The following is a 14,299-nucleotide window of genomic DNA, read 5'->3' as shown; positions in this document are numbered from 1 at the left end:
TGCCGGCGCCGTGCATCGGTCGGAGGAAGGAGTCGACGCGGAGCGTCGGCGACTGACGACAACGCCGCGAGGCGCGGTGCCGGCACCCGCGAGCCCGGCGTGATCCGAACGAACGGCCCTACGGGGGAGTCGCCGTGAGCGCTCGGCCGGGGATCAGCCGACCCCGGTCGCGGCGGCGATGCGCTCCCGGGTGTGCCGCAGTTCGGTGACCACCGGCCGGCCCGTCACCAGTTCGCCGCCGTCCACGAAGCCCTCCTCGCGGCCGCGCAGCGCGTCGATCAGCCGTCCGCGCCAGCGCTCCAGCAGCGCGGCGTGCTCGGGCAGCCGCGCCAGGTTCACCAACTCCTTCGGATCCCCGACGAGGTCGAAGAGCTGCTCGTGCCCGTCGCCCGACATCCACAGATACTTGTGCCGGCCGTCGGTCACCCACTGCAGCGACTGCCCCAGATAGGTGTGCTCGCCGTGCAGATACTCCCGCCAGTCGTCCGGCCGTTCGCCGCGCAGGAACGGCAGCAGGCTGCGCCCGTCCACACTGTCCGGCACCGGAAGTCCCGCCGCCTCCAGCAGCGTCGGCATCACGTCACGCAGTTCCACGACCTCGTCGGCCACCGAACCGCCCGCGTCCCCGCGCATCGACGGCGCGAGGTTCATCAGGATCGGGACCCGCGCCGAGCCCTCGAAACCGAGTGCCTTACGGAACATGTGGTGGTCGCCCATCATCTCGCCGTGGTCCGACACGAAACAGAACATCGTGTCGTCACCGAGACCCGCCTCGACCAGGGCCTCGCGGAACCGCTTGATCTGCAGGTCGATGTGCGCCATGTGCCCGTAGTAGCCCGCCCGCGCCCGGTGGACCAGACGCGGATCGATCACGCCGACGGCGGCCTCGTGATACCCGTCCTTGCGGTACGGCGCGTAGTCGTCGACCCAGTCACCGACCACGGGTTCGTACGGGTCGAGCGCCATGTACTGGTCGAAGGCCCACTCGGGCGGGTCGTACGGATGGTGCGGCCGGTGGAAGGACAGGTAGAGGAAGAACGGCTTGGTGGGGTCCCGGCGCGGCAGCCACTCGATCGCCTCGGTCACCGCCCACGTCGTCGGATGGAGCGCCTCGGGCTTGTCCCAGGGGCGCGCGACGATGGAGTTGCAGCTGACGCCGTGGTCCGCGTAGTCGGCGGCCGGCGTCATCCCGGGCTGGCGGCGCAGCCAGGGCACGTAGTCGTCGAAGAACTCGAAGTTACGGCTGTGACGCCTGCGCGCGTAGTGCAGATAGCCGTCGTGCAGCCGCACGTCGTCGAAGCCGAGGCGGGCGCGCTCAGGGAAGACGTGCATCTTGCCGACGGCCTGAGTCTGGTAGCCGCCGCGCCGGAACTCGCCCGGCAGCGTCACCGGGTGGACCTGCTCGAAGGGCACCCCCTCGCGGTAACCGACCCGGCCGTGCCGCTCCTGCGACTGGCCGGTGAAGAGGGCCACGCGGGCGGGGACACAGGTCGGCGTCGCGGAGTAGGCGCGGTCGAAACGCACGCCTTCGCCCGCGAGTTCGTCCAGGTGAGGGGTGTGGACGTCGGGGTGGCCCGCAGCGGAGAGGCAGTCGCCCCTCCACTGGTCCACACAGATCAGTACGACATTGGGCTGGCGCAAGAGGAGCTCCGGGTCAGGAAATCCCGTCGGCCCCGGTCACCGCCGACGGGTGGGCGACGGTGACGATCATGCCTGGAGCGAGCCGACCCGAACAGGGTGCGCGGGCGATTACGCCGAGCGGGCATTGTCGACTCGGCGACAAGGGGACATAACTCGCTCAGCAACGCGGCGACGTGTCCGCGGCCGCCCGGCTCCGGTACTCCGTCGGCGTGATGTCGTACGCGGTGCGGAACGCGCGGCTGAAGTCGGCCGCCCGGGGAAAGCCCCAGCGGGCCGCGACGGCGTGGACGGGGGAGGAGCGCAGCGCCGGATCGACGAGGTCGCGACGGGCCGCTTCCAGGCGCTGGCGGCGGATCCACGCGGCGACCGTGGCCTCCTCGTTCTCGAACAGCCGGTGCAGATAGCTGGTGGAGATGTGATGCGCGGCCGCGACGTTCGCGGGCGTGAGCCGCGGGTCGTGCAAGCGCTCCTGGGCGAACTTCTTGATACGCAGCAGCAGGGCACGCCGGTGCGTGTCCGGGGGAAGGCTGTTCTCGGCCTCCAGGGCATGGGCGAACAGCGCGGTGACCAGATCGGCCACGACCCCGCCGAACCGGGGCCCGTCGGAGGGCCGGTAGCAGGCGGTGTCCCTGATCAGCTGTGACAGGAACTGCGCGAGCAGCGCACCGATCCCCGTCCCGGCCGGCACCCGCCTCGGGACCGAGCGGCAGTCGGCCCCTCGGGGCAGCGGCACCAGTGCCTTGGGCAGTTCGAGGCCCACGGCCGTGACCGGGTCCCTGCCCGTGCGGATCTCCCATGGCACCGAGGAGTCGTTGATGTCCAGGTCGGACGGCTGGTACACGGCCTCCTGGCCGTCCCAGCTGCCGGTTCCCGTCCCGCCCACCAGGAGCGAGAGGTGGAACAGCTCCGGGTCGGAGCGGCGGATCAGCTTCGGCGTGCGCCGGATGACCAACTGCTGGAACGTGGCCGGCCACACGGACACGGCCCCGAGGTCGAGGACCCGCTGGGCGGCCCGGAAGTCGTCGGCGTGGTCGCTGGTCATGCGCACCGGCGCGTGGGTCCGCCCCACCCGCTCCGCCCAGTACGCCAGACGGTCCGCCGCCGGCACTTCCTCACTCCGGAAAACCGTCTCGTTCAGCACGCGTCCTTCTCCCCGTTCCGTGTGCGTCAGAAGATCAAACACGGCGACGATAAACGTCCGATGGACGGCTCCGGTGGACGGCGCCGGCGGACGGCTCCGGGTCTCACCCGGGGCGACGCCCTAGGCTGCACGAGGCACAGGCCACGACCTCAGGAGCGCGCACCGTGTACGACCCCGCACCGGCCCACCCGTACCCCGACAGCACCGGCCCGGAGGAGGCCCCCGTCCCGCACCCGCTGCTGGCGCCCGTGCTGGGCCTCCTGGGCACCTGGCGTGGACAAGGACAGGGCGGATACCCCACGCTCGACGGGGACTTCGCCTACGGGCAGGAAATCGTCCTCAGCCATGACGGCCGGCCGTTCCTGCGCTTCGAGGCCCGGGCCTGGCTGCTCGACGCCGACGGTGCGCCGCTGCGGCCGTCGGCCCGGGAGAGCGGCTGGTGGCGGCTCCAGCCCGACGGCCGGGTGGAGGCGCTGATCACGCAGCCGACCGGCATCGCGGAGATCGCCGTCGGTACCGCGGACGGCACCACGGTCGACCTCGCCACCGATCAGGTGGCGCTCACCCCCACCGCCAAGGAGGTCAAGGCCACGCGCCGCCGCTACACGCTGACCGACGACGGCACGCTCACGTTCACCCACGACCTCGAGGCCGTCGGCATGCCGCTCCAGCACCACCTGTCGGCACGGCTGCGGCGCGAGGCCTAGCTCACGGACCCCTGGGCAACGGCCGTGGCCGACAAGGGACTTCGAGCAAGGGCATTGAGGTGAAAGGTTTGGCGGAAAGTGGCCACCCGGTGGTTACCCGGAAGTAACTGTGGCTGCTTTGATGTGGCGTGCTCACGTCCGTCACCACACCCCCACAAGAATCGGGAGACCACGTGTCCCGCGTTGCCCGCCGCACGACCGGTACCGCCCTCGCCGTGACCCTCGCCGCCGCCTCCGCCGTCCTGACCGCGCCGCAGGCCTCGGCGGCAGCGTCCGCCGACACGCCCCGGCTCAAGGTCCTGACGTACAACACGTTCCTGATGAGCACGAATCTCTACCCCAACTGGGGTCAGGCGCACCGGGCGGCGGCCATCCCGGCCGCGCCGTTCTTCCAGGGCAACGACGTCGTCGTACTCCAGGAGGCGTTCGACAACACCACGTCCGACGCGCTGAAGAGCAACGCGGCGGCGCAGTACCCGTACCAGACCCCCGTCGTGGGGCGGTCCAAGGACGGCTGGGACGCCACCGGGGGCTCCTACTCGTCGACGACGCCCGAGGACGGCGGCGTGACCCTGCTCAGCAAGTGGCCGATCGTGCACAAGGAGCAGTACGTCTACAAGGACGCGTGCGGCTCCGACTGGTGGTCCAACAAGGGCTTCGTCTACGCCGTCCTCGACGTGAACGGCGCGAAGGTGCACGTGGTCGGGACGCACACCCAGTCCACGGACTCCGGGTGTGGGGCGGGTGAGGCGGTCAAGGACCGCAGCCTCCAGTTCAAGGCCATCAAGTCGTTCCTGGACGCCAAGCACATCCCGGCCGGCGAGCAGGTCATGGTGGCGGGCGACCTCAACGTCGACTCGCACGGCGGGGAGTACGCCTCCATGCTCGCCGACGGCGGATTCGTCGGGGCCGACTCGCGGACCGGGCACCCGTACTCGTTCGACACCGAGACCAACTCGATCGCGAGCTACCGCTACCCGGGCGAGCCCAAGGAGGACCTCGACTACGTCCTGCACGTCCAGGGCCACGCCCGGCCGGCCGGATGGGTCAACAACGTGGTCGAGGAGACCACCGCGCCCTGGACCGTGAGCAGTTGGGGCACCAGCTACACGTACACCAACCTGTCGGACCACTACCCCCTCCAGGCCGGCCGCCCGTGACCCGAGCCCGGCGCCCGGAGCGGGCTCAGAACGCGCGGGGTCAGAACGCGTCCGCGAGGAACGCCAGGCCCGCGATCAGGCCGATGTAGGCGAGCACGGCCAAGACGCACACGAACAGCAGCAGCCAGCCGACCGTGATGCCGAGGAGCGCCGTCCGCCGCCCCTCGCCGTCGAGGCGGCGCCCGCGGAAGCGGCCGACATGGCCGGCCGGGACGGCGATCAGGGCGCTCAGCACGGCCATGCCGACGAAGATGCCGGGGTTCAGCCAGGCGATGCCGGTGGAGAAGCCGGCGAGCGACGCGACGCCGAAGCCCGCGAAGGAAATACTCACCTTCGCGGGCCGGTTCCGGCCGCCGAGGCCGCGCCCGGACCCCGTCCGGGCCTGCGTGCTCCGCGATCCGCTGCTCACGGTCCGCCCCCCTGGGCTCGTGTCTGTTGCAAAACGTGAATCTTACGGGGGCGCCGTGGCAGGACCGCCTCGTACCCGAGGCAGCGGACCGTCCGGGACCGAGGCCGAGGTCCCACCGGCGCGGTCCCCCTCCTGTGGCGCCCCGCGACCCCCTCCGCAAGGCTGGGGGAGGGGCCGCCGCACAGATCAGGAAGGGCCCCACATGCCGGACGCGCAGGACCCCGCCCCGCACTCCGCCTCGGCGTGCGGCGTACGCGTCTCGGAGAACGGGCCGTACCTCGTCACCGGCAGAGTCCCCCTCACCCAGCTGGTCATCGTCACCGACGCGCGGGGCCAGTCCGTCGAGTGGTGGCAGCAGCGCACCTACGACACCGAGGAGACGTACGCGCTCTGCCGCTGCGGACAGTCCGCGAACAAGCCGTTCTGCGACGGCAGGCATGAGCGGGCACGGTTCGACGGCACCGAGACCGCCAGCCGGCTGCCCTACCTGGAACAGGCCGACGAACAGGACGGACCCGAGCTCACCCTCACCGACGCCCAGCCCCTGTGCGCCTTCGCGCGGTTCTGCGACGCGGACGGACAGGTGTGGAACCTCGTCGAGGAGCAGGGCACCGCCGACGTCGTGAAACGCGAGACGGGCGACTGCCCCTCAGGGCGCCTCGTCGCCTGGAACCTCGCCGAGCGGCGCCCCGTCGAGCCCGAACTCCCACCGTCCATCGGCATCATCGAGGACCCGCAGGAGGGCGTCAGCGGAGGGATCTGGGTGCGCGGCGGCATCCCGGTCACCGCCGCCGACGGCACGCCGTACGAGGTCCGCAACCGCGTGACCCTGTGCCGCTGCGGAGCCTCGCGCAACAAGCCCTTCTGCGACGGCACCCACGCGTCGATCGGCTTCAAGGACACCTGACCTCACCGCGCTCCGGGCCCGGAGGCCGTACGCCGTACGGGTCATCCAGCGCGCCGTCGTCCGCGCCTGCCACTGCAATGGACGAGTGCCCCCATGGAGCGGACCCCTCACCCAGAGCGCCGGCAGCGCGCCCCCCGACGACTGTCTGGCGCGCAACGACTGGATCTGCGGCGAGTACCTGAGCACCCGCCGTCACATCCTCCTCGACGCGATCGTCCAGCACCTCCAGCTCACCGTGCTCGCCGTCCTGATCGCGCTGGTGCTCGCCGTGCCGCTCGCCGTCGTCGCCCGCCGCTGGTCCCTCGCCTCGGGCCCGGTCCTCGCCCTGACGACGATCCTCTACACGATCCCGTCGCTCGCCATGTTCTCGCTGCTGCTGCCCGCGTACGGCCTGTCCGCGTCCCTCGTCGTCGCGGGGCTCGTGCTGTACTCGCTCACCCTCCTCGTGCGGAACATCCTCGCGGGCCTGCGCGCGGTCCCCGAAGACACCCGACAAGCCGCGCGCGGCATGGGATACGGGCCGGTCAGACTGCTGCTCACGGTGGAGCTGCCCCTCGCCCTGCCGGCCGCGATGGCGGGCCTGCGCATCGCCATGGTCTCCGCCGTCTCCCTCGTCACGGTGGGCGCCATCGTCGGCTACGGCGGCCTCGGCAACCTCATCTACGCGGGCATGAACACGTTCTTCAAGGCGCAGGTCCTCACCGCGTCCGTGCTGTGCGTCGTCATCGCGGTCGCCGCCGACCTGCTGCTGCTCGGCGTACAGCGGATCCTCACGCCCTGGACGAGAGCGAGCCACGCGTGAAGACCCTCACCGACGCCTGGGACTGGCTCGCCGACGCCGCGCACTGGACCGGCGACGACGGCATCTGGCACCGGCTCGCCCAGCACCTCGTCCTCACCGTCGTCTGCCTCGCCATCAGCTGCCTGGTCGCCCTGCCCGTCGCGCTCGTCCTCGGCCACCTGGGCAAGGGCGGCGCGCTCGCCGTGAACATCTCCAACGTCGGCCGCGCCGTCCCCACCTTCGCGGTCCTCGTGCTGCTCCTGCTCACCCCCCTCGGCAGGTTCGGAGAGGGGCCCACGGTCGTCGCTCTGGTCCTTTTCGCGGTCCCGCCGCTGCTCACGAACGCCTACGTCGGGATGCGCGGAGTCGACCGTGACATCGTCCAGGCCGCTCGCGGCATGGGGATGACGGGACGGCAGATGCTCTTCCAGGTCGAGGTGCCCCTCGCCCTGCCGATGATCATGAACGGGGTGCGGATCGCCGCGGTGCAGCTCGTCGCCACCGCGACGATCGCGGCCCTCGCGGGCGGCGGAGGCCTCGGCCGGATCATCACCGCCGGATTCAACCTGGCGAGCACCCCGCAGGTCGTCGCGGGCGCCGTCCTCGTCGCCGCCTTCGCGCTGCTCGTCGAGGGAGCCTTCGAACTCGCCGAACGGTACGCGCCCGCCCTGGCCCGGAAGAGGGCCTGATGGCGGCTTCACGACTTCGGGCCGCGGCGGCAGCCGTACTCCTGCCGCTCCTCCTGCTCGGCGCCTGCGCCGGCGGCCCCTCCCTGGAGAACCAGGGCGCCGTCACCGCCACACCCGGCGACAGCAAACACCTCACCATCGGCACGGCCGGCTTCACCGAGAGCGACCTGCTCGCCCAGATGTACGCCCTGCTCTTGAAGCAGGCCGGCTACCGCACCGACATCCTGTCCGTCGCCAACCGCGAACTGTACGAACCCGCCCTGGAATCCGGCCAGATCGATGTCGTACCCGAATACGCGGCGACCTTCGCCGACTGGCTCAACGCCAAGACGAACGGCGCCAAGGCTCCGCCCGTCGGATCGCCCGACCTCGACACCACCATGAAGGCCCTGCACGGACTCGCCGCCCCGCGCGGACTCGCCGTCCTCGACCCCGGCAAGGCCGTCGACCAGAACGCCTTCGCCGTGACCACCGCCTACGCGAAGCAGCACCGCCTCAAGACCCTCAGCGACCTCGGCGCGTCCGGCCTGAAGGTACGCCTCGCCGCGGGCGACGAATGCGTCCAACGGCCCTACTGCGAGCCGGGCCTGAGGAAGACGTACGGCATCGACGTCACCGGCGTCGACCCCAAGGGCGTCGGCACCACCCAGTCGAAGAAGGCGGTGCAGGACGGCAAGGACCAGATGATGCTCACCACGACGACCGACGCGACCCTGTCCGACTTCGGCCTCGTGCTGCTCGCCGACGACAGGCATCTGCAGAACGCCGACTACATCGTGCCGGTGGTCAACCGGGCGCGCGCGGGCAGTGAGCGCGTCGTCGACGCCCTCGGCGCGCTGAACTCCGTACTGACCACGCAGGACCTGGCGTCCATGAACCAGCAGGTGGACAGCTGGCGCAGGCTCCCGCAGGACGTGGCGCGCTCGTACCTGGAGTCGAAAGGGCTGCTCAAGAGCTGACCTTCCGTGAGAGGCGCGGGCCGATCACGCGTCGGCGACCGAGTCGAAACTCACCTCGTCCCGCGCCACGCCCCGGGCGTCCGCGTCCACCGAGCGGCGCAGCGCCTCGTGGAGTTTCGCCGGGGTCAGCACGCCGAGAAAGCGGGCGCCTTCGAGGACCGCGACCCAGCCCGCGTCGTGCTGGAGCATCACACCGAACGCCTGCTTGAGCGGGGCGCCCACGGGCACCCAGGCGTTCATGCGGTGGGCCAGGTCGCCGACCAGCCCCTCCTCGCCCGCGAGGGACAACTCGTCGATGCCGACCCAGCCGTGCAGATCGCCGTCCGCGTCGAGGACGACGGCCCAGCGCGTGTCCTCGTCACGCAGACGCGCGGCGGCCTGCCGGGCGGGCTCGCCGGTGCGGGCCACAGCGGGCTGGTCCAGGTCGTCCGGCTCGATCTCCGTCACGGAGAGCCGCTTCAGACCACGGTCGGCCCCGACGAACTCGGCGACGTAAGGCGTCGCGGGCGTGCCGAGCACCGCACCCGGAGTGTCGAACTGCTCGATACGGCCCTGCCCGTACACCGCGATACGGTCGCCCAGCCTGACGGCCTCCTCGATGTCGTGCGTGACCAGGAGAACCGTCTTGCGCACGGCGGCCTGCATCCGCAGGAACTCGTCCTGCAACTGCTCGCGGACCACCGGGTCGACGGCGCCGAACGGCTCGTCCATCAGGAGGACCGGCGGGTCGGCGGCGAGCGCGCGGGCCACACCGACGCGCTGGCGCTGGCCGCCCGACAGCTGTTCCGGGTAGCGGGAGCCGTACTGCTTCGGGTCGAGCCCGACCAGGTCCAGCAGCTCGGCCGCCCGGGCGCGCGCCGTGGACTTCTTCCAGCCGATCAGCGCGGGCACGGTCGCCGTGTTGTCGAGGATCGTGCGGTGCGGGAAGAGGCCGACCTGCTGGATGACGTATCCGATGCGGCGGCGCAGCTTGACGGGGTCGACCTTCGAGATGTCCTCGCCGTCGACGAGGATCCGTCCGGACGTGGGCTCGATGAGGCGGTTGACCATCATCATCGTGGTGGTCTTCCCGCAGCCCGACGGGCCGACCAGGGTGACCAGTTCGCCCTCGCCGACCTCGAAGGACAGATCGTCCACGGCCGTCGTGCCGTCCGCGTACCGCTTGGTGACTTGGTCGAACCGGATCATTCCCTCACGCTAACCGTGACGGTCACTCCCCGCTCAGCAGCACCACCTCCAGGGTGCGCGGGCCGTGCACGCCCTCGACCCGGTCGAGTTCGATGTCGCTGGTCGCGGAGGGTCCCGAGATCCAGGTCAGCGGGCGTGTCGGGTCGAGCCGCTCGAGGGCTTGGGGAACGGAGGAGACGACCTGGTCGGGGACGCGGACGACGCAGATGTGGTGGTCTGGGATCAGGGTGATGCGGCGGCGGCCTTGGTCCGGGCTGCCGTCGAGGACGATGGTGCCGGTCTCGGCGACCGCGACCGCGCAGCCGGTGACCACGCTCCCCACCTTGTCCAAGTCGTGCGTGGTGCTCACGGCACGGTCGTGCACCCGGGTGGGATCGGCGGCGGACATCCACCCCGGCGGCAGGCCTGGGGGCACGAGCACATACTGCGGTCCCTGCGCGGCGAGCAGCCTCATGATCAGGTCCGAGAGCTCCTCCTCGCCCCGGCAGCGGTGCACGATCGCCCGGTAGTCCGCCAGGTTCTCGGCGAGCAGGTCGACGGTCTCCTCCGTGTTCCGCGAGCCGTGCTCACGCCGGTACTCCCGGTCTACGGCCGTCTCGTACGACGCCTGTGCGTCGCCCCGGGGTGCCTCGCCGAGCGCGCGCCGGACCCGGCCCAGGATGATGTCCCTGCTGCTCACTTGCCGTTCTCCTTCGTGCCGTGGGTGCGCTGCCACCAGTCGCGGAAGGATTCCGCCGGGACCTGTGGCAGATCCCGGGTCGCGGTCCAGGCCTTGCCGGGGCCGGGGAGCGTACGGGGATGGAAGCGGCGCGTGCGCGAGGCCACGCGCTGGCCGGCGCGCAGCGCCGCGGGGTGGACGAACGCCCAGCCGGCCGCGCGCATGGCCGCCCGCTCCGCCGCGTGGCCCTTCGCCGGCTTCAGGACCACCCTGTTGCCCTGCCGGGTGGCCGGTCCGCCTTGCACCACTCGCTCGCGCAGGTGGACGAGGACTTCGGGGATGTCGATGGCGACGGGGCAGACTTCGTAGCAGGCGCCGCAGAGGCTGGAGGCGTAGGGGAGTGAGGCGTCGATCTCGCTTGCTGTGCCGCGCAGTTGGGGGCTGAGGATGGCGCCGATGGGGCCAGGGTAGACGGAGCCGTAGGCGTGGCCGCCGGCCCGCTCGTAGACGGGGCAGACATTCAGGCAGGCGGAGCAGCGGATGCAGCGCAGGGCCTGGCGGCCGACCTCGTCGGCGAGGGTGTCGGTGCGCCCGTTGTCGATCAGGACCAGGTGGAAGGTCTGGGGTCCGTCGGTGTCGGTGGTGCCGGTCCACATGGACGTGTAGGGGTTCATGCGTTCGGCGGTCGAGGAGCGGGGCAGGGTCTGGAGAAAGACTTCGAGGTCGCGCCAGGTGGGGACGATCTTCTCGATGCCGACGACGGAGATGAGGGTCTCGGGCAGGGTCAGGCACATGCGGCCGTTGCCCTCGGACTCGACGACGACCAGGGTGCCGGTCTCGGCGACCATGAAGTTCGCGCCGGAGATGCCGACCTTGGCGCGCAGGAACTTCTCACGCAGATGCAGGCGCGCTGCCTCGGCCAGCTCCGCCGGGGTGTCGGTCAGACCCTCGGGGGCGGGACGGCCCCATGCGGCCATTTCTTGGGTGAAGATGTCGCGGATCTCGCCGCGGTTGCGGTGGATGGCCGGGACGAGGATGTGGGAGGGGCGGTCGTGGCCGAGCTGGACGATGAGTTCGGCGAGGTCGGTCTCGTAGGCGGCGATCCCGGCTGCTTCGAGTGCTTCGTTGAGGCCGATCTCCTGGGTGGCCATCGACTTGACCTTGACCACCTCGGACTCGCCGCTCTCCCGCACCAGGCGCGTCACGATCCGGTTGGCCTCGTCCGCGTCGGTGGCCCAGTGCACGGTGCCGCCCGCCGCCGTCACCGTCTCCTCCACCTGCACGAGGTAGGTGTCGAGATGGCGCAGGGTGTGGTCCTTGATCTGCTTGCCGGCCTCGCGCAGAGCGGCCCAGTCGTCGAGTTCCGCCACGGCCCTGGCCCGCTTGTCGCGGATGGTGTGGGTGGCGTGCTTCAGGTTGGCGCGCAGGGTCGCATCACCGACGGCCTGGCGGGCGGCCCTCGGGAACGCGGGCATACCGACGAACGTGCCGCTCATGACCAGGGCTCCTCTTGCGTGCTCGCCAGGATTTCCGCGATGTGGACGGGGCGCATGCCGACCGTGAGGCGCGACATCGTGCCGCCGAGGTGCATCAGGCACGAGTTGTCCGCCGCGCACAGCACGTCGGCGCCGGTCGAGGCGGCGTTGCGGACCTTGTCCTCGCCCATCGCCGCCGACACGTCCGCGTTCTTCACGGCGAACGTGCCGCCGAACCCGCAGCACTCCGCCGCACCCGGCAACTCGATCAGCTCAAGTCCCCTGACCTGCTTGAGCAGTTGATAGGGGCGGTCGCCGAGGCCGAGGGAGCGCAGGCCGTGGCAGGTCGGGTGGTAGGTGACCGTGTGCGGGTAGGAGGCGCCCACGTCCGTCACACCGAGTACGTCCACGAGGAACTCGGTCAGCTCGTACGTCTTCGGTACGACCGGCGCGAGAGCGGCCGCGAGCCCGTCGCCGCGGCCCTCCGCGCGGGCCCGCTCGCCCATGCGCGGGTACAGCTCGCGCACCATCGCCCCGCACGACCCCGACGGCGTCACGATCGCGTCGTACTCCCCGAATACATCGGAGAACTTCCGGGCGAGCGGCTCCGCCTCATGCCGGTAGCCGGTGTTGTAGTGCGCCTGCCCGCAACAGGTCTGCCCCATCGGGAAGTCGATGTCCACACCCAGTCTGGTCAGCAGTTTCACCACCGCACGACCGGTGTCCGGATAGAGCGTGTCGTTGACACACGTCAGGAACAGTGCGACACGCATCGCGGCCCCTTCGTATCGATCATCGGATGGGTGCAGGGTACGCGGCAGGAGGCCTTGAGGGGAGACACCTGGCCTCACCGTTCGGCGAGGCGCCGCTCGACGGCCGCCCACGCGGTGGTGTTCCCCCGCGGCTCGCCTCGCTCAGGACGGGGGCGTCGAGTTCGAGACCGGTCGGCGACCAGGTGCCGGTGCAGATGGAGGCGAACCGCTCGCCGGGAGCGGACGGGACGGCGGCGACCGCGGGCGCCGTGTCGTGCGAGCCGACGGCCGTCACCGGAACCGGACCCGTCAGCCCCCTCCAGCGGGCGCGTCACCAGTTCGACGTCATCTCTCGTCACCGGGTCGGTCGACGCGCCTTTCGCCGAGGTGGTGCCGCCCGCGTAGTGCGTGTTGCGCGCATCCGCGCCCAACCGGTGTGAACGGGCCAGGAGTTCGCTCACGCACGCGCGCTGCTCCGTCATGCCTTTCACGCCCCCCATCCGGCCTGTACGCCTCCGACGCGGTCCTTCACGATCCGCTCCTGCCATCCTGACCGCCGGTAGGCCCCCAGGGGATCCGGGTCGAGCCCCCGTTCTTCCCTGACCTCCTCCAGTAGGGGACGCACGTCCGTGTTGTACGCGTCCATCAGCACTCCGTTGGCCGCCAGCACATCGCCCTCCCGCTGGGCCGCGGCGAGTGCCTCGGTGTCGACGAGCAGCGCCTTGGCCGTGGCCTCCTGGACGTTCATCACCGAGCGGATGATCGCGGGGATCTTGGCCTCGATGTTGTGGCACTGGTCGAGCATGAACGCGATATCGGAGTCGGTCTCCAGACCGCCGCCCCGCCGCACCTCGTACAGGATCCGGAACAACTGGAAGGGGTCCGCCGCGCCGACCATCAGGTCGTCGTCTGCGTAGAAGCGCGAGTTGAAGTCGAACGCGCCGAGGCGTTGCTCGCGCAGCAGGAACGCGACGATGAACTCGATGTTGGTCCCCGGCGCGTGATGCCCGGTGTCCACACACACCTGCGCCTTCTCGCCGAGCTTGAGGCAGTGCGCGTACGACGTGCCCCAGTCCGGCACGTCGGTGGCGTAGAAGGCGGGCTCGAAGAGCTTGTACTCGAGCACCATGCGCTGGTCGTCGCCCAGCCGGTCGTACACGGTCCGCAGCGCCTCGGCGAGCCGGTCCTGGCGGTCCCGGAGGTCGTCCTGGCCGGGGTAGTTGGTGCCGTCGGAGAACCACAGCTTCAGATCGCGCGAGCCGGTGGCGTCCATGATGTCGACGCACTCCAGGAGGTGGCCGACGGCCTTGCGCCGCACCGCTGGGTCCGGGTTGGTGACGCTGCCCAGCTTGTAGTCGTCGTCCTGGAAGACATTGGAGTTGACCGCGCCCAGCTTCACACCGCGTTCCTCGGCGTACGCGGCGAGCTGCGCGTATCCCTCGGGTCCGCCCTCGACGCGGTCCCACGGTATGTGCAGCGCCACGGTCGGCGCGGCGCCGGTGAACGCGTGGACCTGCGCGGCGTCGTCGAGCTTCTCCCGCGGGGTGCGGGGCACGCCGGCCTGGGGGAACACCTTGAAGCGGGTGCCCGAGTTCCCGTAGGCCCAGGAGGGTGTCTCGATCGACTGGCGCTTCAGGACGGCCTTGGCAGCGGCTGTCCGCGCCGGGTGTGCTGTGGACCCGGTCATGTCTCTCCCTGGACGAGCGATCGTTGTGAAACGATTCAAAGCCCGACGCTAGAGGGCCGTGGGGGGGGGGGCGGAGCGCCCCCCCCCGCGCGGGGGGTGGGGTGCCCCCGGCGCCGGCCCGCCGCGCCGCCGAGCGCGTCGCGGC

14 protein-coding genes and 1 pseudogene are annotated in these 14,299 nt (G+C 70.9%); 6 read left to right on the top strand and 9 right to left on the bottom strand.

All coding sequences use genetic code 11. The annotated features are described in order from the left end of the window. Positions 1-153: 153 nt before the first annotated feature. Together ACFC96_RS04245 and ACFC96_RS04240 are read right to left on the bottom strand one after the other, a co-directional pair. Positions 154-1,641 carry an arylsulfatase gene (locus ACFC96_RS04245; RefSeq protein WP_340457959.1) on the bottom strand — a complete coding sequence of 496 codons (1,488 nt, stop codon included), beginning with the start codon at positions 1,639-1,641 and terminating at the stop codon, positions 154-156. A 157-nt stretch (positions 1,642-1,798) separates the two neighbouring features. Continuing rightward, positions 1,799-2,782: a helix-turn-helix domain-containing protein gene (locus ACFC96_RS04240; RefSeq protein ID WP_376228069.1), complete on the bottom strand. Its 984-nt coding sequence runs from the start codon at positions 2,780-2,782 to the stop codon at positions 1,799-1,801. 164 nt (positions 2,783-2,946) lie between these two features. Between ACFC96_RS04240 and ACFC96_RS04235 the strand changes: the two genes are divergently transcribed. Both ACFC96_RS04235 and sph read left to right on the top strand, forming a co-directional pair. Further along, positions 2,947-3,489 (top strand): FABP family protein, encoded by a 543-nt coding sequence (locus ACFC96_RS04235; RefSeq protein WP_376610120.1) that lies wholly within the window; start codon positions 2,947-2,949, stop codon positions 3,487-3,489. 173 nt (positions 3,490-3,662) lie between these two features. Then, positions 3,663-4,649 carry a sphingomyelin phosphodiesterase gene (gene sph / locus ACFC96_RS04230; RefSeq protein WP_376254366.1) on the top strand — a complete coding sequence of 329 codons (987 nt, stop codon included), beginning with the start codon at positions 3,663-3,665 and terminating at the stop codon, positions 4,647-4,649. A 40-nt stretch (positions 4,650-4,689) separates the two neighbouring features. Here the strand turns inward: sph and ACFC96_RS04225 are convergent, their stop codons facing one another. Next, positions 4,690-5,058, bottom strand: a complete 369-nt coding sequence (locus tag ACFC96_RS04225) for a hypothetical protein (protein WP_376610118.1) — start codon at positions 5,056-5,058, stop codon at positions 4,690-4,692. A gap of 202 nt (positions 5,059-5,260) precedes the next feature. Here ACFC96_RS04225 and ACFC96_RS04220 point away from each other — a divergent pair, with 202 nt between their 5' ends. From ACFC96_RS04220 to ACFC96_RS04205, 4 genes are all read left to right on the top strand, one after another. Next, positions 5,261-5,965, top strand: a complete 705-nt coding sequence (locus ACFC96_RS04220) for a CDGSH iron-sulfur domain-containing protein (RefSeq protein ID WP_376610116.1) — start codon at positions 5,261-5,263, stop codon at positions 5,963-5,965. A gap of 85 nt (positions 5,966-6,050) precedes the next feature. Next, a complete protein-coding gene (locus ACFC96_RS04215) occupies positions 6,051-6,767 on the top strand; it encodes an ABC transporter permease (RefSeq protein ID WP_340457966.1) in 717 nt (238 codons plus the stop codon). Next, a complete protein-coding gene (locus ACFC96_RS04210) occupies positions 6,764-7,435 on the top strand; it encodes an ABC transporter permease (protein ID WP_376254356.1) in 672 nt (223 codons plus the stop codon). The genes ACFC96_RS04215 and ACFC96_RS04210 overlap by 4 nt, the downstream gene beginning before the upstream one ends. Further along, a complete protein-coding gene (locus tag ACFC96_RS04205; RefSeq protein WP_376610114.1) occupies positions 7,435-8,394 on the top strand; it encodes an ABC transporter substrate-binding protein in 960 nt (319 codons plus the stop codon). The genes ACFC96_RS04210 and ACFC96_RS04205 overlap by 1 nt, the downstream gene beginning before the upstream one ends. Before the next feature lie 24 nt (positions 8,395-8,418). On the opposite strand, the gene ACFC96_RS04200 is transcribed toward ACFC96_RS04205, so the two are convergent. The 6 genes and pseudogenes from ACFC96_RS04200 to rhaI all read right to left on the bottom strand — a co-directional run bounded on the left by ACFC96_RS04200 (position 8,419) and on the right by rhaI (position 14,154). Beyond that, positions 8,419-9,582 (bottom strand): ABC transporter ATP-binding protein, encoded by a 1,164-nt coding sequence (locus tag ACFC96_RS04200; protein ID WP_376610112.1) that lies wholly within the window; start codon positions 9,580-9,582, stop codon positions 8,419-8,421. Positions 9,583-9,604: 22 nt separating this feature from the next. Further along, positions 9,605-10,261, bottom strand: coding sequence for a lactate utilization protein C (locus ACFC96_RS04195; protein ID WP_376610110.1), 657 nt, complete (start codon positions 10,259-10,261; stop codon positions 9,605-9,607). Continuing rightward, positions 10,258-11,736 carry a LutB/LldF family L-lactate oxidation iron-sulfur protein gene (locus tag ACFC96_RS04190; RefSeq protein ID WP_376610108.1) on the bottom strand — a complete coding sequence of 493 codons (1,479 nt, stop codon included), beginning with the start codon at positions 11,734-11,736 and terminating at the stop codon, positions 10,258-10,260. Before ACFC96_RS04190 ends, ACFC96_RS04195 begins: the two co-directional genes overlap by 4 nt. After that, positions 11,733-12,488 (bottom strand): (Fe-S)-binding protein, encoded by a 756-nt coding sequence (locus ACFC96_RS04185; RefSeq protein WP_376610106.1) that lies wholly within the window; start codon positions 12,486-12,488, stop codon positions 11,733-11,735. Before ACFC96_RS04185 ends, ACFC96_RS04190 begins: the two co-directional genes overlap by 4 nt. Positions 12,489-12,615: 127 nt before the next feature. Continuing rightward, positions 12,616-12,783: pseudogene (locus ACFC96_RS04180) on the bottom strand (rhamnulokinase); the annotation flags it as partial. Between the two features lie 171 nt (positions 12,784-12,954). After that, positions 12,955-14,154: an L-rhamnose isomerase gene (gene rhaI, locus ACFC96_RS04175; protein WP_376610104.1), complete on the bottom strand. Its 1,200-nt coding sequence runs from the start codon at positions 14,152-14,154 to the stop codon at positions 12,955-12,957. Positions 14,155-14,299 lie beyond the last annotated feature (145 nt).

The sequence above is a fragment of the Streptomyces sp. NPDC055955 genome (assembly GCF_042270245.1).
In the GTDB taxonomy this organism is placed as follows: Bacteria; Actinomycetota; Actinomycetes; order Streptomycetales; family Streptomycetaceae; genus Streptomyces.
This window is presented reverse-complemented; position numbering and strand designations above follow the sequence as displayed.

Coding starts and splice junctions, on each gene's coding strand:
- ACFC96_RS04220 (WP_376610116.1), top strand. CDS start 5,261: ATGCCGGACGCGCAGGACCCCGCCCCGCACTCCGCCTCGGCGTGCGGC.
- ACFC96_RS04205 (WP_376610114.1), top strand. CDS start 7,435: ATGGCGGCTTCACGACTTCGGGCCGCGGCGGCAGCCGTACTCCTGCCG.
- ACFC96_RS04200 (WP_376610112.1), bottom strand. CDS start 9,582: ATGATCCGGTTCGACCAAGTCACCAAGCGGTACGCGGACGGCACGACG.
- ACFC96_RS04190 (WP_376610108.1), bottom strand. CDS start 11,736: ATGAGCGGCACGTTCGTCGGTATGCCCGCGTTCCCGAGGGCCGCCCGC.
- ACFC96_RS04185 (WP_376610106.1), bottom strand. CDS start 12,488: ATGCGTGTCGCACTGTTCCTGACGTGTGTCAACGACACGCTCTATCCG.
- rhaI (WP_376610104.1), bottom strand. CDS start 14,154: ATGACCGGGTCCACAGCACACCCGGCGCGGACAGCCGCTGCCAAGGCC.